Raw genomic sequence first — 19,720 nt, 5'->3', positions numbered from 1 at the left:
TGGCCCGGGGTTGTGTCGGACCCTCCTGATCTAATACGGGTATGACTTCGACCGCCCTTCTCGCCGACCTTCGTGCCGAGGTGCGCGGGCGCGAGGAGTCGGTGGTGCGGGAGTGGGCGGGCATCGTGGAGTGGGCCGCGGGCAACACCGTGACCGGCCCGGGGGCGGGTGCGGCGACCATCCGGGACGGTTTCGTCGACACCGGCCTCCCGATCGCCGGCGAGGGCGCCCCGCTGGTCTCGGAGTTCGCACTCATGGAGCTCGTGGCCGTGCTGGGCCGTTCCCCTGATGGTGGCCGGGTCTATGTGGGCCGGGTCTTGGAGTGTGCGTGGCGGCTGCCGCAGGTCTACGCCTCAGTGGTCGCGGGCCGGTTGGCGCCGTGGCGGGCCGAGCGGATCGCCGAGGCCACCCGCCCGCTCTGCCCCGATGCCGCCGCCTTTGTCGACCGGCAGCTGTTCAACGCCACCGGCGTCGGCTGGGCCCAGCTGGAGCGGCTGATCGCGGAGGCGGTCATCCGGTTCGACCCCGAGCGCTATGAAGCCGAACGGGCGGCGGCGAGCGACCACCGCTACGTCGAGGTCGGCGCCCCCGACACCAACGGCCTCGTGTCCATCGACGGCCTCCTCGACGCCGCCGACGGCCGCGACCTCGACCAGGCGATCAGCCGCCGAGCCACGCTGCTCGGCCGGCTCGGCAACGAGGCGAGCCTGGACGTGCGCCGCTCCCAAGCCCTCGGTGATCTGGCCCGCAACGACCTCACCCTCGACATCGAGGGAACCCCAGGTCGCAAGGCCGTCCTCAACATCCACCTCACCAACACGACCCTTGCGGGAAGCAACCCAGTCGGCCGGTGGGACCAGCAGCCGATCAGCGCCGAGCAGATCCGCGAGTGGCTGGCCCAGCCCGGGATGTCGGTGACGGTCCGGCCGGTGATCGACCTCGCCGGGCACGTCCCGGTGACGGCCTACGAGATCCCGGACCGCCACCGCCAGCAAGTCGAGCTCCGCGACCACACCTGCCGCTTCCCGTACTGCACCCGAGCAGCCATGCGCTGCGACCTCGACCACGCCATACCCCACAACCGGGGCGGACCGACGTGTCCGTGCAACCTGGTGCCGTTGTGCAGGCGCCACCACCGGGCCAAGACCCACAGCGCCTGGCGCTACCAGGTCACCAAGATCGGCACCTACGTGTGGCGAAGCCCCGCGGGCTTCCACTTCGAGGTGAGCCACCGCGGAACACACCAGCACGACCACTCCGATGATCGCGAGGACCCCGAGCCAGGGGTGTACCGGCAGCAACCCGCAACCCGCTGACCACCGCAACCAGGTACTGCAGCCACTGCGGCGCGCCACCACGCCATCAGTAAAGAAGACCCTGACCCGAGCAGACCTCGAGCGAAAGCCCAATCACTCCGCCCCACCAGCGGCAGCAGCACCAGCCGCAGCCGCCGCAGCGGCAGCCGCCCGCGTCACCCACTTGGGCACCTCGCCGTAGCGCTGGCTGGGGATCAGCTCCCCGGTGGCCGAGCAGTCGACGAGCTGGGCCATGCGGCGGTCGCGGGTGGCCTCCTGCTTGGCGGTGAGCACCCAGTTGGTGCAGATCCGGCGGTAGGTCGCGGTGGCCTCGTCCCAGAAGGCGGTGGCGGCGGGGGAGGCGGCGAGCTGGGCGGCGTACGGCGGGGGCAGCTCGAGCGTGCCCTCGACCTCGTGGGTGTAGGGGGCGACGTCGCGCCGCCGGGCTTCCCAGATCGCCAGGCCGGAGGGCTGCATCCGGCCCTCGGCGCGGAGCTGCTCGACGAGGTCGATGTTGACCTTGCTCCAGATGCTGGTCTTGCGGCGCGGCGTCCAGCGCTGGCGGGTGGCGTCCTCGTCGATGCGCTGGGCGACGGAGTCGATCCAGCCCCAGCACAGGGCCTCGGGGACGGCGTCGGCCCAGGTGAGCCCGCGGTCGGGGACGTGCTTCTTGTAGAGGCCCATCCACAGCTCGGTCTCGGTGTCGTGGTGGAGGGCGAGCCAGGCGCCGAACTCGGCGGCGTCGGCGAAGAAGCGGGCAGGCCGCTCGGGGGAGCCGCCGAGGCGGCCGGGGGTGGCGTCGTCCGGCATGGCGTCAGCCTGCCACCCGCCGCCGACAGCGCGGGCGCATCCGCGAGGATGGCGCCATGAGCAGTCCTCTGGTGGCGATCGGCGCGCTCGGCGGCACGATCGCGTCCACGTCGGATGCCGACGACGGCAGCGAGATCGTGCCGACCCTGAGCGCCGAGCGGCTGGTCGCGGCGGTGCCGGGGCTCGGCGCGATCGCGACGGTCCGGGCCGAGACGCTGGCGCAGCTGCCCAGCCCGTCGCTCGACGAGCCGACGGTGCTGCGGACGCTGCGCTGGGCGCGGGACGCCGTCGACGCGGGCGCGGCGGGGGTGGTGATCACGCAGGGGACCGACACGCTGGAGGAGTCGGCGTACCTGCTCGACCTGTTCTGGGACCGGCCCGAGCCGCTGGTGCTGACCGGTGCGATGCGCTCGGCGCAGGCAGCCGGCGCGGACGGTCCGGCCAACCTGCTGACGGCCGTGCGGTGCGCGCTGGCGCCGGGTTCGCGCGAGCGCGGGGCGCTCGTCGCGTTCGACGACGAGGTGCACCAGGCGCGCTGGGTCGCCAAGACCGACTCGATGTCCACGAGCGCCTTCCGGTCCGCGGGCTTCGGGCCGATCGGCCGGTGCGTCGAGGCCGAGGTCGTGTACGGCGTCCCGGCGAGCCGGGCGCCCGCGCTGGACCTGCCGTCCGCCGACACCCCCGACACCCCCGACCCGCGGGTGCCGCTGCTGGCGACCTACCTCGGCGACGACGGGCACGTCCTCGACGCGGTCCGCGACAGCGGGGTCGACGGCGTGGTGATCGCGGGCTTCGGCGCCGGTCACGTGTCGGCCGCGATGGCCCGGGCGGTGGGTCGTGCGGCCGAGCGGATGCCGGTGGTGTTCGCGTCGCGGACGGGCTCCGGCCCCACCGGACGGGCGATGTACGGCTACCCGGGCTCGGAGATCGACCTGCTCGCGCGGGGCGCGATCGGGGCCGGCTGGCTGCCGCCGGTCAAGGCCCGGCTGCTGCTGTGGGCGCTGCTCGCGACCGGTCCCGCCGACACGGCGCGGCTGCGCGACGAGCTCACCGCGCGAGGCACCCCCTAGCCTCCCTCCGGGACCGTGGCCGGTCCCGGCTGGTCCGGGGGCCGGTGGGGGAGGACGTTGGCGACGTAGTCGCGCGCGGAGTCGAAGATGTCGACCTCGTGGCCGGCCTCGTCCGACAGCGCCCAGCGGTGCTCCATCACCTCGTGGAAGTACTCCGCCGGCGCGATCGCGCGGCGCAGCTCGGGCGGGAGCAGCGCCACGATGGGGGTGTAGATCGTGGTGAGCCAGCGCCGGGCGACGGTCTCGCGGTCCTCGTCGTCGTACCCGAAGTGCGCGGTGTACGCCGCCAGGTCGTTGAGCAGCTTGCGCGCCTGGCTGTCCTCGGCGACCAGGCCGGTGAGCTCGCGCAGCTCGCGCCGGTGGTGGCCGGCCTCGACCACCTTGGGCTGGATGCGCACCCGGTCGGAGTCGGTCTGCACGTCGAGCTCGTCGACGTCGAAGCCGAGGTCGTTGAGCCGCGCGATCCGCTGCTCGACGCGGTACCACTCGTCGGTGCCGAACTCCTCGGCGGCGGTGAGCTCGTCCCACAGCGCGTGGTAGCGGTCGGCGAGCTGGGCGACGACCTCCTGGCCGTCGACGTCGATGTCGGTGTCGCCGCTGGCCTGCAGGTCCATCAGCTCGGCGAAGATGTTCTCGACGCCGACGGTGACGTCGTGCTCGCGCATCGCGTCGGACAGGTGCGAGCGCAGCTCGCCGGTCTCGGCGTCGACGAGGAAGGCCGAGAATCCGCCGGCGCTGCGGCGGAAGAGCGCGTTCGAGAGCGACACGTCCCCCCAGAAGAAGCCGGCCAGGTGCAGCCGCACGAGCAGCACCACGAGGGCGTCGACGAGAGCCGGCACCTGCTCGGCGCGCAGCCCGCGCTGGAAGAGCGTGCGGTAGGGGAGCGAGTAGTGCAGGTGCTCGGTGAGCAGGGCCGCGGGGAGCGGCTCGCCGGAGCCGGAGACGCGGCCGGTCACCACCCCACGGGGGACGACGGCCGGCTGGTCGAGCCGCTGGAGGTCGCGCAGCAGGTGGTACTCGCGCAGCGCGATCGGCTCGGCGGTCTCCTTGACGGCGATGAACTGCCGGTTCACCTGGACCACCCGGACGACATGGCGGGACAGGCCGAGCGGCAGCGGGACGACGTACCAGTCCTCCCAGTCCGCGAGCGGACGCGACCACGGCAGGCGGAAGAGGGCCGGATCGGTGCGTGCGGCCACGACGTGGAGCGCCATGCAAGCAAAGTTACGACGTCTGGAATCGCGCGTCACGGGCACTGTTGCGTCGCGGGCGTGGACAAGAGTGCCTCCGCTGGGCTAGGACTGGGTGACGCACGCCACACTCTTGGGAGGGGTGATCAGGCGATGAGGTCGACAAGCGGGATGCCGGAACGGGGTTCCCGACGCAGACGGCGCAGAGTCGCCGGAGCCGCGGTGGCGGTGCTCGCCGCCACGACGCTGAGTGCCTGCGGCGACTCGGGCAAGCCGGTCCTGAACTGGTACGTCAACCCCGACGGGGTCGCCACGTTCGAGAAGTACGCGAAGGCCTGCAGCACCGGCGACTACGACATCTCGGTGCAGCTGCTGCCGAGCTCGGCGACCGACCAGCGCACGCAGCTGGCGCGCCGGCTCGCGGCCAAGGACTCCTCGACGGACCTGATGAACCTCGACCCGGTGTTCGTGGCCGAGTTCGCCAACGCCGGCTGGCTCGAGCCCGTCGAGGGTGACCTCGCCGACTCGATCAGCGCCAGTGTCGAGGGCGACGGCGACTACCTCTCGGGCGCGGCCGACACGGTCACCTGGAACGACAAGGTCTACGCGATCCCGCTCTGGGCCAACACGCAGGTGCTCTGGTACCGCAAGTCGCTCGCCCAGGCCGCCGGTCTCGACATGACCCAGCCGGTGACCTGGAAGCAGGTCATCGACGCGGCGTCCAGCCAGGGCGGCACGGTCGGCGTCCAGGCCAACAAGTACGAGGCCTACGTCGTCTGGATCAACGCCCTCATCCAGGGCGCCGGCGGCGACATCGTCTCCGACACCGAGGCCGGCCGCGACGCCAAGGTCGACGTCGACTCCGAGGCCGGGCGCGACGCGGCGACGATCATCCAGCAGCTCGCCGACTCCAAGGCCGCCCAGCCCGACCTCTCGGTGTCGAACGAGGGAACCAGCCTGGGGCAGATGTTCCCCGCGTCGGGGCCCGGCGAGTTCATGGTCAACTGGACGTTCGTCTACAAGAACTACGAGGGGCTGATCGGCCAGGCCGGCGGTCCCACCAAGGAGCAGTTCGCCGACCTCGGCTGGGCCCGCTACCCCGCCACGGTCGAGGGCGAGGCCTCCAAGCCCCCGGTCGGTGGCATCGACATCGGCGTGGGCGCCTACACGAAGCACGGCGACTGGGCCATGGAGGCGGCCCGCTGCATCACCTCCGAGAAGGCCCAGGTCGACCTCGCGCTCAACGACGGCCTGATGCCGTCGACCAACGCGGCCTACGACCAGGTCGCGGCCAGCGGCAAGTTCCCCAAGGACCTGATCGAGCTCTTCCGGACCAGCGTCGACGAGGGCGGCCCGCGCCCCAAGAGCGCCTTCTACGCGATGATCTCGGGCGCCATCCAGGCCAAGTGGCACTCGCCCACGTCGGTCGACCCGGGCAGCACGCCCGAGGACTCCGCGAAGTACCTCAAGGACGTGCTCGAAGGGAAGTCGCTGCTATGACCACCGTCACCGCGCCCGCCACCGGCGGGCACCGCAGGGCCGACAAGCCCGAGGTCAGCGACCGGGCCCGGGCCGAGACCCGGCTCGGCCAGCGGCTCGTGGCGCCGGCCGTCATCCTGATGCTCATCGTCACGGCGTTCCCGATGCTGCGGGCGATCTACCTGTCCACCTTCGACTACGCGCTCACCGCTCCCGACGACCGCAACTTCATCGGCGTTCGCAACTACGTCACGGCGCTGACCGACCCGCTGTTCTGGCAGACGACCGGCGTGACCGTGCTCTACATGGTCATCACCGTCGCGATCGAGCTCGTGATCGGCTTCATCTTCGCGATGGTGATGCACCGGGTGATCTTCGCCCGGGGCGTCATCCGGACCTCGATCCTGGTGCCCTACGGCATCATCACGGTCGTCTCGGGCTTCGCGTGGCAGTTCGCGTTCTCCTACCAGAACGGCTTCATCAACGGCTGGCTGCCGTTCGTGGGCGACGACTTCAACTGGTTCGGCCAGACCGGCTCCGGGATCGTGGCGATCATGGTCTCCGAGATCTGGAAGACGACGCCGTTCATGTCGCTCCTCCTGCTGGCCGGCCTGGCCCAGGTCAGCGAGGACATGATCGAGGCGGCGAAGGTCGACGGCGCCACCTGGACGCAACGGCTGACCAAGGTGATCCTGCCGAACATGCGGGCCGCGATCATGGTCGCCGTCCTGTTCCGGGCGCTCGACGCCTACCGGATCTTCGACAACATCTTCGTGATGACCGCGGGCGCGGTGAAGACCGAGTCGATCAGCTTCCTGACCTACCGCCAGACCATCGAGCAGTTCCAGCTGGGCATGGGCTCCGCGCTGTCGGTGCTGCTGTTCCTCTCGGTCCTGCTGGTCGCCTTCCTGATCGTCAAGCTCTTCCGCGTCGACCTGGCGCAGGCACGGCAGGAGTCCTGAGATGAATCGCACCAGCAATCGTGTCGGCCTCGTCGTCGGCTGCATCCTGATCCTCATCTGGTGCCTGCTGCCCGTGGCCTGGATCATCTCGCTGTCCTTCAAGTCCGAGGCCTCGATCACCAACGGCAACCCGGGCTTCTTCCCGGGTGACGGCACGGGCGCGGGCTGGGACAACTACAAGGCGGTCTGGGACAACGAGCAGTTCCGCCGCGCGATCTTCAACTCGATCGGCATCAGCCTGATCGCGACGCTGCTGTCGGTGATCGTCGCGACCCTCGCGGCGTACGCCATCGCGCGCCTGGAGTTCCGCGGCAAGAAGCTCGTGCTCACGATCGCCCTCGCGATCGCGATGTTCCCGGTGGTCTCGCTGATCGGCCCGCTGTTCGACATGTGGCGGGCGACCGGGCTCTACGACACGTGGCCGGGCCTGATCATCCCCTACATGTCGTTCACGCTGCCGCTGGCGATCTGGACGCTGTCCGCCTTCTTCCGCGAGATCCCTTGGGAGATGGAGCAGGCCGCCCAGGTCGACGGCGCGACGTCCTGGCAGGCGTTCCGCAAGGTGATCGTGCCGCTGGCGGCGCCGGGTGTCTTCACCGCGGCGATCCTGACGTTCTTCTTCGCCTGGAACGACTTCGTCTTCGGCATCTCGCTGACCTCGACCGAGAACGCCCGACCCATCCCGGCGTCGCTGTCGTTCTTCGTCGGCGCCGATCCGTTCAACCGGCCGGCCTCGCTGCTGGCCGCGGGAGCCGTCATCGCGACCATCCCGATCATCGTCATCGTCCTGATTTTCCAACGCAAGATCGTTGCCGGCCTGACGTCCGGCGCGGTGAAGGGGTGAGGTTCCCATGGCCCGCATCACGATGGACCACATCGTCAAGAAGTACGGCGACGGCTTCCCCGCCGTGAACGACGTCTCGATCGACGTCGCCGACGGCGAGTTCATGATCCTCGTCGGGCCCTCCGGCTGCGGGAAGTCCACGCTGCTGCGGATGATCGTCGGCCTCGAGGACATCACCTCGGGCGACATGATCATCGGGGACCGCCGGGTCAACGACCTGGCCCCGCGCGAGCGCAACCTCGCGATGGTCTTCCAGAACTACGCGCTCTACCCGCACCTGACGGTCTACGAGAACATCGCCTTCCCGCTGCGCCTGGCCAAGATGCCCGACGACGAGGTCGACCGGCTGGTGCGCGACGCGGCCGACACCCTCGAGCTCAACGAGCACCTGGAGCGCAAGCCGGGCAACCTGTCCGGTGGCCAGCGGCAGCGGGTGGCGATGGGCCGCGCGATCGTCCGCCAGGCCGACGCGTTCCTCTTCGACGAGCCGCTGTCGAACCTCGACGCCAAGCTGCGCGGCCAGATGCGCACCGAGATCGCGCGCCTGCAGAAGCGGCTCGGCATCACGACGGTCTACGTCACCCACGACCAGACCGAGGCGATGACGCTCGGCGACCGGGTCGCCGTCCTCAAGCGGGGGCTGCTGCAGCAGCTCGCGACGCCGCGCGAGCTCTACGAGAACCCCGGCAACCTCTTCGTGGCCGGCTTCATCGGCTCACCGCCGATGAACTTCCTCCCCGCGACCGTCGAGGGCACGAAGGTCCAGCTGCCCTTCGGCAGCGTCGACATCCCGGCCGACCGTGCGGAGCGGGCTGCCGGGCGGGGCCTGCTCATCGCCGGCATCCGGCCCGAGCACTTCGAGGACGCCTCGCTCGCCGCGGCCGACGGGCGCACCGGCTCGACCTTCCGGGCCAAGGTCGAGGTCGTCGAGTGGCTGGGCAACGAGACCTACGCCTACATCCCGTTCGAGTCGCCCGACGAGGTCAAGGCGCAGCTGCTGCAGCTCGAGAAGGACCTCGACGGCGAGGCGCTGCGCACCCAGCTCGTCGTCTCGCTCGACGGCGGCAGCCGGATCGCCGAGGGCGAGGAGGCCGAGATCTGGGTCGACGGCAGCCGGATGCACCTGTTCGACCCGGCGACCGGCGAGAACCTCACCGTCGACCACGAGCGGGCCGGGCGGATCCCGGGCGCCGAGGTCGCGGCTGGTGCACCCACGGAGGGGTAGCGGAGGGCTAGCGGCGGGCGGCCCGGTCGGCCGTCCGCCGGATCCCGCGGACGAACGTCGGGAAGAGCGGCGCCGGGAGGTCGTGGCCCCAGCCGGGGACGACGACGACCTCCGCGCCGCGGATGGCGGCCGCGGTGGCCCGCCCGCCCGACACGTGCACCATCTTGTCGGCCAGGCCGTGCATCACCAGCGTCGGTGCGGTGACCTCGGCCAGCCGCCGGGTGCGGTCGGGCTGGGTGAGGACGGCGAGCATCTGGCGCAGCACGCCGGCCTCGTCGACGCCGCGGTCCCAGGTCTCGCCGGCCCGCGCCCGCAGGTCGGTCTCGTCGGTGGGGAAGCCGGGGGAGCCGATGATCCGCCAGACGACGAGCGCCCGTCGAATGTAGGCCTCCTTGCCCGGACCGCGCGGGGAGGCCAGCGTGGGCAGCAGGGCGGGGCTCTGCCAGCCCACGCCGCGCCGGCCCGTCGTCGACATGATGCTCACCAGGCTGAGGACCCGTTCGGGCGCCTCGAGCGCGAGGGTCTGCGCGATCATGCCGCCCATCGAGATGCCGGCGACGTGCGCGGCAGGCAGCCCGAGGTGGTCGAGCAGCCCGAGCGCGTCGGCGGCCAGGTCGCCGATCGAGTACGGCGCCGGCGTCCGCGCGCCGACGAAGGCGCGGGCCAGGCGGCTGGTGGTGACCCGCCCGGTCGCCCGGCTCGAGCGCCCGGTGTCGCGGTTGTCGTAGCGGATGACGTAGAAGCCGGCCTCGGCCAGCTGCACGCACAGGTCGCGCGGCCACCACGTCATCGGGCCACCCAGGCCCATCACGAGGAGCAGCGGCTCGGCCTCCGGGTCGCCGAAGGTCTGGTAGCAGAGCTCGACCCCGCTGGTCAGTGGCGCCAGCAGCTCGTCCGAGACGGTCATTTCGGCTGACATGCCCTCCAGTCTGCACAATTGCGACTAGTTGCTCATTCAACTGGGTAACGTCTGTGACGTGAGCAACACGTTGGCGCCCTGGCTGCTGCCCGACGGCTACGGCCGTCCGGCGCTGGCCGCGCTGCTGCGCGAGGGCAGTCTGGTGACCGAGGCCGGGCGCTACGCCGCCCGCCGGAGCGCGACCCGCCACGCCCGCCGGCGAACGCCCTATGCGGCGCGTGCCGCGGCCCGGGCCGCCGAGCCGGTGCTGCTCGTGCCCGGCTTCCTGGCCGGCGACTGGACCCTCACCGCGATGGCCGCCGAGCTGCGGGCCCAGGGGTTCCGGACCTACCGCTCGCAGATCCACGCCAACATCGGCTGCACGCTGAGCTCCGCACTGGTCCTCGAGGCCCGCCTCGAGCAGCTCGCCGAGCGGCGCGACGCCCGGGTCCGGATCGTCGGGCACAGTCTCGGCGGGATGATCGCCCGCGGCCTCGCCGCCCGGCGCCCCGACCTGGTCGCCGGCATCGTGACGATGGGCAGCCCGATGCGGGCGCCGGCTGCGCACCACGCCGTCCTGACCCGGGGGGTGCGGGTCCTCAACCGGCTCGCCGACGCCGGCGTGCCCGGCCTGATGTCGGCCGACTGCGTCGCGGGGGAGTGCGCCCACCTGAGCTTCACCGAGTCGCAGGAGCCGCTGCGGGCCGACGTCGCGATGACGAACATCTACTCGCGCCGCGACGGGATCGTCGACTGGCGGGCCTGCCGCGACCCGCAGGGCGAGGCGGTCGAGGTGCGCGCCTCGCACATCGGCATGGCCGTCGACCCGCGGGTGATCGAGGTCGTCGTCCGGGCGCTGAACGCCCCACCCGCCGGGGTCTCCGTGCGGATGGGGCGTGACTCGGCCTGAGCCGGCGGCTCACATCGTGTTGACGATGAGCCCGATGTGGGTGAAGAAGTTCATCGCGCCGAACAGCAGGAGCAGCACGCCCGAGACGGTCCACAGCCAACCGGTGATCCGGGCCCACACGCCCGCCGTACCGGTGCTGCGCAGGCGGTTCACCAGGACGGCGAAGGCCAGGGCGCCGAGGCCGACGACGGCGATGAGCAGGGACATGAAGGTCGCCTCGACCATCGGGTAGTCCGCGAACTGGCCCGAGATGGGCTCCTCGGCGGGTGCGGCGAACAGCTTGTACTTGATGCCGGCGACGGCGATCGCGACCAGGCTCAGCCCGAGGCCGCCGACGAAGACCGTGATCGGCTGGGCGACACGCGCCAGCTTCTCGACGGGCTTGCTCGAGGCGAGGGCGGCCGCGCCGCGCTTCCACAGGTAGAGCGCCGCGCCGAGCAGCAGGACGCCGAACCCGAGGCTCGTCTCGCCGAAGATGATGTTGTCGAAGGGGAATCCGCCGGCGGCGAGCGGCCAGGTCAGCGTCATGTGCAGACCGGTCGCGGTGAGGATGCCGCCGAGGACGCCGAAGGTGAGCGCCCAGCCGTCCGCCTCCACCTCCTCGGGAGAGGTGAGGAGCTGGCGGCCCAGCATCACCAGTCCGATCAGTGCGGCGCCGACGGCGACCGCCATGATCGTGTTGTACGTGGGCATGTTCGCCCAGTCGATCTTCAGGCCCTCCTGGGCCACCAGGGTGTTCATCGTGCTGCACCTCGAGTCCAACCGTGGGGCCGGATCTCGGCCCTCACCAGGCAGAACCTATACGCGCGTTTAGTTATTCCGTGGCCGCGGGGTCGCCCGTAGGGTTGGCGCCGTGGCCACCGCACCCCGACCCAAGGCGCGGGCACGCAGCGCCCAGCGCCAGCAGGCGATGGTCGACGCCGCCGCTCGCCTGCTGATCGAGGAGGGACCCGACGCGGTCACCCACCGCAAGGTCGCCGCCGCCGCGGGAGTGCCCGCCGGCTCGGCCGGCTACTACTTCCCGACGCGCCAGGAGCTCTACGCCGCTGCGGTCGCCGCGGCCGAGGGCGTGCGGACTGCCGGTGCCGCCGCCCGTGCGGCGGCCCTGCCCCGGCGCCGGCGCTCGGCCACGGCCACGGCCGCCCTGCTCCTGGAGGTGCTCTATGCGCCGGCGCTCGACCGCGCCGTCGTCACCCGCCGCCTCCAGCCGATGCTCGAGGCCACCTCGGACCCGGACCTGCGTCCGATCATGGCCGCCTCCCGGCCCGCCCTGCTCGCCGCGCTGCGCGAGACGCTCGACCGGTGCGGATGGGGGGAGGTCGGCGCGAGCGCGGACTTCGACCTCGTCGTCCGGATGCTCGACGCGGCGCTGCTCTACGGCGCCGCGGCCGGCGACGAGGATCCCGTCGCCGACGCGGTGGCCGACGTGGCGCGGCTGCTCGAGCTGGTCCGTGACGCCCGCTGACCCCGTCGTACCGGACAATTCGGTCGTTGATCGGGCCGATTCACGACCATTTTGTCCGGTACGACCGTGGGCTCAGTCGAAGTTGATCGCGCTGAAGCCGCGCAGCTTGGAGAGCTGGTGCTCGGACGTGATGGTCCGGATGGTGCCGCTGCGCGAGCGCATGACGAGCGACTGGGTGACGGCGCCGCCGCCGCGGTAGCGGACGCCGCGGACGAGCTCGCCGTCGGTGATGCCGGTGGCGACGAAGAAGCAGTCGTCGCCGGTGACCAGGGTGTCGGTGGTGAGGATGTGGTCGGGGTCGAGGTTGTGGCCGGCGTCGATGGCGCGCTGGCGCTCGTCGTCGTCGGTGGGCCAGAGGCGGCCCTGGATGGTGCCGCCCATGGCCTTCATGGCGCAGGCGGCGATGATGCCCTCGGGCGTGCCGCCGATGCCGAGGAGGAGGTCGATGCCGGTGTCGGCGCGGGCGGCCATGATGGCGCCGGCGACGTCGCCGTCGGTGATGAACTTGATCCGGGCGCCGGTGGCGCGGATCTCGTCGACGAGCTTGTCGTGGCGCGGCCGGTCGAGGAGGACGACGGTCACGTCGGACGGGTTCGAGCCCTTGGCCTTGGCGACCTGGTGGATGTTCTCGGCGACCGGGTAGCGGATGTCGACCAGGTCGGCGGCCTCGGGGCCGGTGACGAGCTTCTCCATGTAGAAGACGGCGGAGGGGTCGTACATGGTGCCGCGCGGCGCGACTGCGAGGACGGCGACCGCGTTGGCCATGCCCTTCGCGGTCAGCGTGGTGCCGTCGATGGGGTCGACGGCGACGTCGCACTCGGGGCCGGTGCCGTCGCCGACGGTCTCGCCGTTGTAGAGCATGGGGGCGTTGTCCTTCTCGCCCTCGCCGATGACCACGGTGCCGTTCATGCTGACCGTCGAGATCATCACGCGCATCGCCTGGACGGCCACGCCGTCGGCGCCGTTCTTGTCGCCCCGGCCGACCCACCGGCCGGCCGCCATGGCAGCCGCCTCGGTGACCCGTACCAGCTCGAGAGCGAGGTTGCGGTCGGGGGCGGGCGGCTCCACGGCGAGGGCGTCGTTCATAGGGCGAACCTTATCGGTCGCTTTCTCACTGGGCGTACACGTCGACCTCGGTCGCCTTGACGACGAACGTCGCGTCGCTGCCCGGGGCGAGCCCGAGCTCGGCGACCGACGCGACGGTGACGTCCGCGGCGAGCTCGCCCGCCCGCACCCGGACGACGTCCCCGAGCGGCTCGAGCTCGGTCACCACGACCGCGAGGGCGTTGCGCGGGCTGCCGCCGGGCGGCTCCCGGTGCACCGCGACCGCCGAGGGGCGGAACACCGCGACGGCGGGGGAGCCGGGGGGCGGGTGGTCGCCGGTGGCGGCGGTCCCGTGCAGGAGCAGCCCGTCCGGACGCCGTACGCCGTCGGGCGTGGCCACGCCGGAGACCAGGTTGAGCCCCGCGAACCGCGCCGCGAAGGCGCTGCGCGGCCGCGACAGCACCTCGGACGTCGGCCCCTGCTCGGCGACCCGGCCGCCCTCGACGACGACCACGCGGTCGGCGAGCAGCAGCGCGTCGAGCACGTGGTGGGTGACGATGACGGCGGTGCGGTCGGCGAGGACCCGGCGCAGGAGGGTCCGCAGCGCCGGCGCGACGGCCACGTCGAGCGCGGCCATCGGCTCGTCGAGCAGCAGCAGACGGGGGTCCGCGGCGAGTGCCCGGGCGACCGCGACCCGCTGCGCCTGGCCGCCGGAGAGCTGGGCGGGCCTACGCCCGGCGAGCTCGGCGGCGTCGACTTCGGCGAGCCAGTGCTCGGCGGCGGCGCGGGCGGCGCGGCGTCCGGTCCCCGTGCTGCGGGGGCCGAAGGCGACGTTCTCGAGCACCGACAGGTGCGGGAAGAGCAGCGGGTCCTGCGCCAGCAGCGCCGTACGACGGGCGTGCGGCGCGACCCAGGTCCCGGGGCCGGTGAGCTCCTCGCCGTCGAGCACGATCCGTCCGGCGTCGGGGCGCAGCAGGCCGCCGAGCACCGACAGCGTGGTGGACTTCCCGGCGCCGTTGGGGCCGAGCAGCGCGACCGTCTCGCCGTCGGCGACCTCGAAGCTGACGTCGACGTCCCGCTCGGTGACGGTCACGTCGACGAGCGCGCTCACAGCGCCCCCCGCGGCCGGACCAGGCCGATCACCAGCACGGCGACGGCGACCAGCACGAGGGACATCGCCACCGCGGCGTCGGCGTCGGTGACCCGGAGGTTGTAGATCAGCAGGGGGAGCGTGCGGGTGGTGCCCTCGAGGCTGCCGGCGAACGTGATGGTGGCGCCGAACTCGCCCAGGGAGCGGGCGAACGCGAGCACGGCGCCCGAGGCGAGGCCGGGCAGGACCAGGGGGAGGGTCACCCGGCGCAGCACCGTCGTGGGCCGCGCGCCGAGCGAGGCCGCCACGACGTCGTACCGCTCGCCGGCGGTGCGCAGCGCCCCCTCCAGGCTGACCACGAGAAAGGGCAGCGACACGAACGTCTGCGCGAGGACGACGGCGACGGTGCTGAACGCGATCCGGATCCCGAGCGCCTCCAGCTCGGAGCCGAGCAGCCCCTGGCGCCCGAACGCCGAGAGCAGCGCGATGCCGCCGACGACGGGCGGCAGGACGAGCGGGAGCAGCACGAGCGAGCGCAGCACGCCCAGCCACCGCGCCTCGCTCCGCGCGAGCACCGTGGCCAGCGGGATGCCGAGCACGAGGCAGAGCAGCGTGCTCGCGGTCGACGTGCGCAGGCTGAGCCAGAGCGCGGAGCGGGCGGCCTCGGACGAGACGAGCGAGAAGAAGTCCCCCCAGGCGATCCGCGTCGTCATGGCGACGACGGGCAGCACCACGAACACGGCGGCCAGCAGCGCCGGTCCGAAGAGCCAACGCGGCAGGCCGACGTGCCGGGTGCGCCCGCCGCGGCTCACCGGTGGCTCACGGGGTGGGCGCGCCGAAGCCGGCCTGCTCGAGGACCTTCTGGCCCTCGCCGAGGACGAGCTCGATCCACTGCTGGGCGAGCTCGGCCTGCTTCGCGTCCTTGACCGCCACGATCGGGTAGTGGTTGACGACGTCGGCCGCCTCGGGGAACTCGACGCCCTCGACCTTGGTGCCGGCCGCGGTCACGTCGGTGACGTAGACCAGGCCCGCGTCGGCCTCGCCCGACTCGACCTTGGCGAGGACGTCGGTCACCGACTGCTCCTCGCTGACCGGCTTGAGCTCGAGCCCGGCGGCGTCGGCGACCTTGGCCGACGCGCTGCCGCACGGGACCTCGGGCTGGCACAGCACCAGGTCGACGTCCTTCTTGGTCAGGTCGGCGAGGCTCGTGATCCCGGCCGGGTTGCCCGGCGGGACGGCGATCATGAGCGTGTTGGTGGCGAACTCCTCCGGCTCGCCCTCGGTGAGACCGGCGGCGACCAGCTTGTCCATGTTGGCGGTGTCGGCCGAGGCGAAGACGTCGGCCGAGGCGCCCTCGGTGATCTGCGCGACCAGGTCGGAGGACCCGCCGAAGGAGAGCTTGACGTCGACGTCGGAGTGGGCGGCCTCGAACTCCTTCTCCAGCTCCTCGAACGTCTTCGTCAGCGACGCGGCGGCGAACACCGTCAGCACGGTCTTGTCGCCGCCCTTGCCGTCCGCGCCCTTGCTGTCGCCGTCGTCGCCGCAGGCGGCGAGGGGGAGGGTCAGCAGGACGGCGGCGCTCGCGGCACCGAGCCGGAGCCAGGTGTTCTTCATCAGGAGCTCTTCCTCGGGGAGACGGGTCGTTCGACGACGACGGTGGTGGACTTGACCGACGCGATCGCCTTCACGCCCGGCTCGAGGCCGAGCTCGGCTGCGGCCTCCGCGCTCATCAGCGAGACCACCCGGTAGGGACCGCAGACCATCTCGACCTGGGCCATCACCGTGTCGGCGAGGACCCGGGTGACGATCCCCGTCATCCGGTTGCGGGCGCTGACCTCGCCGGAGCGGGTCCGGGTCCGGTCCGCCTCGTCGACCAGCGACGCGGCCAGCGCGGCGAGATCGGCGCCCGGGATGACGGTGCGGCCCTCGGCGGTCGCGCTGGCGACCCGGCCGGCGTCGATCCACCGGCGCACGGTGTCGGTGCTGACGCCGAGCAGCTCGGCGGCCTCGGCGACGCGGTAGTCGGTCATGGCGCCATCCTGCCGCATCTGCAACTGTTCTGCGCGAAAAAAGGTCGCAGGTGAGACGGATCGGCGCCCGGATGCGTCCTCCTGGGGGACGGCTGGGAGACTGGGGGCGAGATGAGCACGCAGCAGACCGAGTCCCCCGGCCGTCCCGGCCGCTACCAGCGCTCCTTCAACGGCCTCATCTCCTCGCTGCTGGTGACGGTCCTGGTCATCGGCGGCCTCCTCTACTTCATGGGCGCCTTCCGCAACTCGACGGAGATCGAGCCCGAGGCGGTCGACTACCTCGAGACGGTGCAGTCGGCCCAGCAGGCCGGGCTGACGCCCGTCTACCCGAGCGCGCTGCCGAAGGGCTGGATCGCGACCGGTGTCGACGTCACGCCCTCGCCGGAGGACCCGGTCTTCATGATCCGGATGCTCAGCGACGACGAGCGGTTCGTCGCGGTCCGCCAGGAGCGCGCGACGTCGTCCGCGCTGCTGACCAAGTGGGTCGACGAGGAGACCCAGGCGGGTGCGGGCTACACCGTCCCGGCGTCGGTCGCGGCGCCGGTGGCGCGGGAGTGGAAGGGCTACACCGACAAGGGCGGCGACTCGGCGTACGTCGCGAAGGTCGGCGAGAACACCGTGCTGGTGTTCGGCTCCGCCTCGAAGCAGGACCTGCAGTCGATCATCGACGCGCTCGTCACGACGCCGATCCGCTCGACCTCGTCCTCGTCCTAGTCCTCATCGTCCGCGAGGTCGTCGGCGTCCTCGGCGTCGCCCAGCACGGCGTCGAGCCGGGCCCGGGCGCCGTCGATCCAGCCCTGGCAGACGGTGGCCAGTGCCTCGCCGCGCTCCCAGAGCGCGAGGGACTCCTCGAGCGTCGTCCCGCCGGCCTCGAGCTGGCGGACGACCTCGACCAGCTCGGCGCGGGCCTCCTCGTAGGAGGGCTCGTCGGTGCGCTCAGTCATGGGTCTCCTCGATCGGCTCGGTCGTGGTGGCGGTGACGTGGATGCGGCCGTCGGCGACGCGGACCGAGAGCGGGGCGTCGGCGGCGACCTCGTGGACGGAGGTGACGACGCGCCCGGCGTCGTCCTGGAGGACGGCGTACCCGCGGCGCAGCGTCGCCAGCGGCGACAGCGCACGGACCCGGGCCCGCCGGTGGTCGAGGTCGTCGGCGGCGCGGTCGAGCTGCCACTCGAGCTGACGGCGGATCCGGGCGCGCCAGTCGTCGAGCTCGTCGAGGCGCGCGTCGAGCAGGCTGCCGGGGTGGGCGAGCGCGGGCCGCGAGCGGATCGCGTCGAGCTGGGCCTGCTCGCGGTCGAGCCGGCCCCGGGCCGCGCGGCGCAGGGCGTCGCGGGCGCGGTCGAGCATCGCCCGCTCCTGGTCGATGTCGGGGACGATCAGCTTCGCCGCGTCGGTCGGCGTCGACGCGCGGACGTCGGCGACCAGGTCGAGCAGCGGGGTGTCGGGCTCGTGGCCGATCGCCGAGACGACGGCGGTCCGGGTGGCGGCGACCACCCGGATCAGGCCCTCGTCGGAGAAGGGCAGCAGGTCCTCGACCGAGCCGCCGCCGCGGGCCACGACGATCACGTCGACGGCGGGGTCGGCGTCGAGGCGTCGTACCGCCTCGATGACCTCGGCGGCCGAGCGGCTGCCCTGCATCGAGGCGTAGGCCGTGGTGAAGACGACGGCGGGCCAGCGGCGGGTGGCGTTCTCGACCACGTCGCGCTCGGCGGCCGAGCTGGGCGCGGTGACCAGGCCGACCCGGGTCGGGACGGTCGGCAGCCGGCGCTTGCGCTCCGGCGCGAAGAGTCCCTCGGCGGCGAGCAGCTGGCGGCGTCGCTCCAGCCGGGCGAGCAGCTCGCCGAGCCCCACCATCCGGATCTCGCGGGCCTGCAGCGAGAGCGTGCCGCGGTTGGCGTAGTACGACGGCCGCGCGTGGATGACGACGCTCGCGCCCTCGGTGACCGGTGTCGGCAGGCTGTCGAACATCACCCGCGAGCAGGTGACCGGGACGGAGATGTCGGCGACCGAGTCGCGCAGTGTCAGGAAGACCGTCGCCAGCCCGGGCCGCCGGCTCACCTGGGTCACCTGGCCCTCGACCCACACCGCCCCGAGCCGGTCGATCCAGCCGGAGATCGCGTTCGCGATCGCCCGGACCGGTGCCGGCTTCTCGAGGGACGTCTCCAGGGACACGGCTGCGAGCCTAGAGTGTCGTGATGGATGCGCTGGTGATCGGGGAGTCCGTGCTCGACGTCGTCCGGGCCCCGGGACGCGCGCCCGTGGAGCGGCCGGGCGGGTCCGCCGTCAACGTGGCCGTCGCCCTGGCCCGCCTGGGTCGGCCGGTCCGGCTCGCGACGTCGTACGGCGACGACCCGGCCGGTGCCCTCGTCGCCGCGCACCTGCGCGCCGCGGGCGTGGCGCCGGCCGGCTCGCCGTTGGTGCTGGGGGCGACCTCGCGCGCGGAGGCGGTGATCGGCGCGGACGGCGGGGCGTCGTACACGTTCGAGATGGGGTGGGCGCTGCCCTCGGGTCTCGACGCCGACCTCGACCTCGAGGGCGACGGCGCCGTGCACGTCGTCCACGTGACCTCGCAGGCGCCGCTGCTCGCCCCCGGCGCCGCCGACACCTTCGCCCTCGTCGAGCGGCTGCGCGGCGCCGGTGCCACCATCACCTACGACATCAACCTGCGCCCCGCCATCACCGGCACCGGACCCGACGTGGCCGACGCCGTCCTGCGGATGGCCGCGCTCGCCGACGTCGTCAAGGCCTCCGACGAGGACCTCCTCGCCCTCTGGCCCGACCGGTTCGTGGGGGAGTCGGCCACCGCCCTCCTCGCGCTCGACGGCGGCCCGGTCGCCGTCGTCGTCACGCACGGGGGCGAGGGCGCCTCGTGGCACGCCTGCTCCGGCGCGGACTGGTCGACGGGCGGGGTGCACGCGCCGCCGGTCGACGTCGCCGACACCATCGGCGCCGGCGACACCTTCGCCGCCGCCCTCGTCGACCACCTGTGGCCGCTCCTCGGGCCCGGCGGGCGGGAGCGGATCTGCGCGCTGGCGCCGGACGACTGGGCCGCCGCACTGGCGTACGCCGCGCGGGCGGCGGCGGTGACCGTCGGCCGGGTGGGGGCGGACCCGCCGACCCGGGAGGACCTGGACGCTCTGGAGATCCGCTGACTTGCGCCGCGGGTCCTGTTCGTCGGGCACGATGACGCCGTGATTCGAATTCTCGAAGACATCGCCTGCGCCCTCGTCGGTCTCGGTGGCGTCCTGTTGCTGTTGCTCGCGGACAGCTCCGTCCAAGCGTTGGCGGGCGTCGGCTGCCTGGTGCTGGTGACGGTCTTCCAGCTGCGGCTGGTCACCGTGCAGCAGCGACGTCAGACGGACCTCCTGCTCCTCATCGCCGAGGCACAGCACCGGGACTGACTCCCAA

General features: G+C 72.5%; 22 protein-coding genes. 11 read left to right on the top strand and 11 right to left on the bottom strand.

Going from position 1 to position 19,720, the window contains the following annotated elements; translation table 11 throughout:
• Positions 1 to 41 precede the first annotated feature (41 nt).
• Complete coding sequence (locus tag BM223_RS22705) at positions 42 to 1,316, top strand: HNH endonuclease signature motif containing protein (RefSeq protein ID WP_075018727.1); 1,275 nt, start codon at positions 42 to 44, stop codon at positions 1,314 to 1,316.
• A gap of 93 nt (positions 1,317 to 1,409) precedes the next feature.
• On the opposite strand, the gene BM223_RS22700 is transcribed toward BM223_RS22705, so the two are convergent.
• The gene (locus BM223_RS22700) at positions 1,410 to 2,105 is read right to left on the bottom strand and encodes a YdeI/OmpD-associated family protein (protein WP_038677294.1); all 696 of its coding nucleotides are present in this window, start codon (positions 2,103 to 2,105) and stop codon (positions 1,410 to 1,412) included.
• A 56-nt stretch (positions 2,106 to 2,161) separates the two neighbouring features.
• Between BM223_RS22700 and BM223_RS22695 the strand changes: the two genes are divergently transcribed.
• Entirely contained in the window at positions 2,162 to 3,175 is a 1,014-nt protein-coding gene (locus BM223_RS22695) for an asparaginase (protein ID WP_038677295.1), read from the top strand.
• Here BM223_RS22695 and BM223_RS22690 read toward each other — a convergent pair.
• Positions 3,172 to 4,389: a DUF4032 domain-containing protein gene (locus BM223_RS22690; RefSeq protein WP_038677296.1), complete on the bottom strand. Its 1,218-nt coding sequence runs from the start codon at positions 4,387 to 4,389 to the stop codon at positions 3,172 to 3,174. The two genes, BM223_RS22695 and BM223_RS22690, sit on opposite strands and share 4 nt — an antisense overlap.
• Positions 4,390 to 4,587: 198 nt before the next feature.
• Here BM223_RS22690 and BM223_RS22685 point away from each other — a divergent pair, with 198 nt between their 5' ends.
• Genes BM223_RS22685 through BM223_RS22670 form a run of 4 tightly spaced genes read left to right on the top strand, consistent with a single transcriptional unit; the run spans position 4,588 to position 8,875 of the window.
• Positions 4,588 to 5,865 carry an extracellular solute-binding protein gene (locus BM223_RS22685; RefSeq protein WP_052138304.1) on the top strand — a complete coding sequence of 426 codons (1,278 nt, stop codon included), beginning with the start codon at positions 4,588 to 4,590 and terminating at the stop codon, positions 5,863 to 5,865.
• A complete protein-coding gene (locus tag BM223_RS22680) occupies positions 5,862 to 6,806 on the top strand; it encodes a carbohydrate ABC transporter permease (protein WP_038677298.1) in 945 nt (314 codons plus the stop codon). Before BM223_RS22685 ends, BM223_RS22680 begins: the two co-directional genes overlap by 4 nt.
• Before the next feature lies 1 nt (position 6,807).
• The gene (locus tag BM223_RS22675; RefSeq protein ID WP_038677299.1) at positions 6,808 to 7,650 is read left to right on the top strand and encodes a carbohydrate ABC transporter permease; all 843 of its coding nucleotides are present in this window, start codon (positions 6,808 to 6,810) and stop codon (positions 7,648 to 7,650) included.
• 7 nt (positions 7,651 to 7,657) lie between these two features.
• Complete coding sequence (locus tag BM223_RS22670) at positions 7,658 to 8,875, top strand: ABC transporter ATP-binding protein (protein WP_038677300.1); 1,218 nt, start codon at positions 7,658 to 7,660, stop codon at positions 8,873 to 8,875.
• A 7-nt stretch (positions 8,876 to 8,882) separates the two neighbouring features.
• Here BM223_RS22670 and BM223_RS22665 read toward each other — a convergent pair whose 3' ends face one another.
• Positions 8,883 to 9,794, bottom strand: coding sequence for an alpha/beta fold hydrolase (locus tag BM223_RS22665; RefSeq protein WP_235319173.1), 912 nt, complete (start codon positions 9,792 to 9,794; stop codon positions 8,883 to 8,885).
• 58 nt (positions 9,795 to 9,852) lie between these two features.
• On the opposite strand from BM223_RS22665, the gene BM223_RS22660 reads away from it, so the two are divergent.
• Positions 9,853 to 10,683, top strand: a complete 831-nt coding sequence (locus BM223_RS22660) for an alpha/beta fold hydrolase (RefSeq protein WP_052138305.1) — start codon at positions 9,853 to 9,855, stop codon at positions 10,681 to 10,683.
• 9 nt (positions 10,684 to 10,692) lie between these two features.
• Here the strand turns inward: BM223_RS22660 and BM223_RS22655 are convergent, their stop codons facing one another.
• Positions 10,693 to 11,424 (bottom strand): DUF981 family protein, encoded by a 732-nt coding sequence (locus tag BM223_RS22655; protein ID WP_038677302.1) that lies wholly within the window; start codon positions 11,422 to 11,424, stop codon positions 10,693 to 10,695.
• Between the two features lie 112 nt (positions 11,425 to 11,536).
• On the opposite strand from BM223_RS22655, the gene BM223_RS22650 reads away from it, so the two are divergent.
• The gene (locus BM223_RS22650; RefSeq protein WP_052138306.1) at positions 11,537 to 12,148 is read left to right on the top strand and encodes a TetR family transcriptional regulator; all 612 of its coding nucleotides are present in this window, start codon (positions 11,537 to 11,539) and stop codon (positions 12,146 to 12,148) included.
• 72 nt (positions 12,149 to 12,220) lie between these two features.
• Here BM223_RS22650 and glpX read toward each other — a convergent pair whose 3' ends face one another.
• From glpX to BM223_RS22625, 5 genes are read right to left on the bottom strand one after another with little or no spacing between them, the layout of a single operon-like run.
• On the bottom strand, positions 12,221 to 13,234 hold the full coding sequence (glpX, locus tag BM223_RS22645; RefSeq protein WP_038677303.1) for a class II fructose-bisphosphatase: 1,014 nt from the start codon (positions 13,232 to 13,234) through the stop codon (positions 12,221 to 12,223).
• 25 nt (positions 13,235 to 13,259) lie between these two features.
• Complete coding sequence (locus BM223_RS22640; protein ID WP_038677304.1) at positions 13,260 to 14,303, bottom strand: sulfate/molybdate ABC transporter ATP-binding protein; 1,044 nt, start codon at positions 14,301 to 14,303, stop codon at positions 13,260 to 13,262.
• Positions 14,300 to 15,094 carry an ABC transporter permease gene (locus BM223_RS22635; protein WP_038677305.1) on the bottom strand — a complete coding sequence of 265 codons (795 nt, stop codon included), beginning with the start codon at positions 15,092 to 15,094 and terminating at the stop codon, positions 14,300 to 14,302. The genes BM223_RS22640 and BM223_RS22635 overlap by 4 nt, the downstream gene beginning before the upstream one ends.
• 7 nt (positions 15,095 to 15,101) lie before the next feature.
• Positions 15,102 to 15,896: a molybdate ABC transporter substrate-binding protein gene (gene modA, locus BM223_RS22630; RefSeq protein WP_038677306.1), complete on the bottom strand. Its 795-nt coding sequence runs from the start codon at positions 15,894 to 15,896 to the stop codon at positions 15,102 to 15,104.
• A complete protein-coding gene (locus tag BM223_RS22625) occupies positions 15,896 to 16,312 on the bottom strand; it encodes a TOBE domain-containing protein (protein ID WP_038677307.1) in 417 nt (138 codons plus the stop codon). The genes modA and BM223_RS22625 overlap by 1 nt, the downstream gene beginning before the upstream one ends.
• 111 nt (positions 16,313 to 16,423) lie before the next feature.
• Between BM223_RS22625 and BM223_RS22620 the strand changes: the two genes are divergently transcribed.
• Complete coding sequence (locus tag BM223_RS22620; protein ID WP_038677308.1) at positions 16,424 to 17,026, top strand: DUF4245 family protein; 603 nt, start codon at positions 16,424 to 16,426, stop codon at positions 17,024 to 17,026.
• On the opposite strand, the gene BM223_RS22615 is transcribed toward BM223_RS22620, so the two are convergent.
• Both BM223_RS22615 and xseA read right to left on the bottom strand, forming a co-directional pair.
• Positions 17,023 to 17,256 carry an exodeoxyribonuclease VII small subunit gene (locus tag BM223_RS22615; protein WP_038677309.1) on the bottom strand — a complete coding sequence of 78 codons (234 nt, stop codon included), beginning with the start codon at positions 17,254 to 17,256 and terminating at the stop codon, positions 17,023 to 17,025. The two genes, BM223_RS22620 and BM223_RS22615, sit on opposite strands and share 4 nt — an antisense overlap.
• Positions 17,249 to 18,484, bottom strand: a complete 1,236-nt coding sequence (gene xseA / locus BM223_RS22610; protein ID WP_038677311.1) for an exodeoxyribonuclease VII large subunit — start codon at positions 18,482 to 18,484, stop codon at positions 17,249 to 17,251. The genes BM223_RS22615 and xseA overlap by 8 nt, the downstream gene beginning before the upstream one ends.
• A 23-nt stretch (positions 18,485 to 18,507) precedes the next feature.
• Here xseA and BM223_RS22605 point away from each other — a divergent pair, with 23 nt between their 5' ends.
• Positions 18,508 to 19,464, top strand: coding sequence for a PfkB family carbohydrate kinase (locus BM223_RS22605; protein WP_038677313.1), 957 nt, complete (start codon positions 18,508 to 18,510; stop codon positions 19,462 to 19,464).
• A 39-nt stretch (positions 19,465 to 19,503) separates the two neighbouring features.
• A complete protein-coding gene (locus BM223_RS22600; RefSeq protein WP_038677314.1) occupies positions 19,504 to 19,713 on the top strand; it encodes a hypothetical protein in 210 nt (69 codons plus the stop codon).
• The last annotated feature ends 7 nt before the right edge of the window (positions 19,714 to 19,720 follow it).

This window comes from Pimelobacter simplex, assembly GCF_900114845.1.
Taxonomy (GTDB): Bacteria; Actinomycetota; Actinomycetes; order Propionibacteriales; family Nocardioidaceae; genus Nocardioides; species Nocardioides simplex.
This window is presented reverse-complemented; position numbering and strand designations above follow the sequence as displayed.

What these genes read in the sequence shown, in the direction of transcription:
- BM223_RS22675 (WP_038677299.1), top strand. Translation starts at nt 6,808, where the DNA reads ATGAATCGCACCAGCAATCGTGTCGGCCTCGTCGTCGGCTGCATCCTG.
- glpX (WP_038677303.1), bottom strand. Translation starts at nt 13,234, where the DNA reads ATGAACGACGCCCTCGCCGTGGAGCCGCCCGCCCCCGACCGCAACCTC.
- BM223_RS22670 (WP_038677300.1), top strand. Translation starts at nt 7,658, where the DNA reads ATGGCCCGCATCACGATGGACCACATCGTCAAGAAGTACGGCGACGGC.
- BM223_RS22705 (WP_075018727.1), top strand. Translation starts at nt 42, where the DNA reads ATGACTTCGACCGCCCTTCTCGCCGACCTTCGTGCCGAGGTGCGCGGG.
- BM223_RS22680 (WP_038677298.1), top strand. Translation starts at nt 5,862, where the DNA reads ATGACCACCGTCACCGCGCCCGCCACCGGCGGGCACCGCAGGGCCGAC.
- BM223_RS22620 (WP_038677308.1), top strand. Translation starts at nt 16,424, where the DNA reads ATGAGCACGCAGCAGACCGAGTCCCCCGGCCGTCCCGGCCGCTACCAG.
- BM223_RS22605 (WP_038677313.1), top strand. Translation starts at nt 18,508, where the DNA reads ATGGATGCGCTGGTGATCGGGGAGTCCGTGCTCGACGTCGTCCGGGCC.
- BM223_RS22695 (WP_038677295.1), top strand. Translation starts at nt 2,162, where the DNA reads ATGAGCAGTCCTCTGGTGGCGATCGGCGCGCTCGGCGGCACGATCGCG.
- BM223_RS22615 (WP_038677309.1), bottom strand. Translation starts at nt 17,256, where the DNA reads ATGACTGAGCGCACCGACGAGCCCTCCTACGAGGAGGCCCGCGCCGAG.
- BM223_RS22655 (WP_038677302.1), bottom strand. Translation starts at nt 11,424, where the DNA reads ATGAACACCCTGGTGGCCCAGGAGGGCCTGAAGATCGACTGGGCGAAC.
- BM223_RS22700 (WP_038677294.1), bottom strand. Translation starts at nt 2,105, where the DNA reads ATGCCGGACGACGCCACCCCCGGCCGCCTCGGCGGCTCCCCCGAGCGG.
- BM223_RS22690 (WP_038677296.1), bottom strand. Translation starts at nt 4,389, where the DNA reads ATGGCGCTCCACGTCGTGGCCGCACGCACCGATCCGGCCCTCTTCCGC.
- BM223_RS22625 (WP_038677307.1), bottom strand. Translation starts at nt 16,312, where the DNA reads ATGACCGACTACCGCGTCGCCGAGGCCGCCGAGCTGCTCGGCGTCAGC.
- BM223_RS22665 (WP_235319173.1), bottom strand. Translation starts at nt 9,794, where the DNA reads ATGTCAGCCGAAATGACCGTCTCGGACGAGCTGCTGGCGCCACTGACC.
- modA (WP_038677306.1), bottom strand. Translation starts at nt 15,896, where the DNA reads ATGAAGAACACCTGGCTCCGGCTCGGTGCCGCGAGCGCCGCCGTCCTG.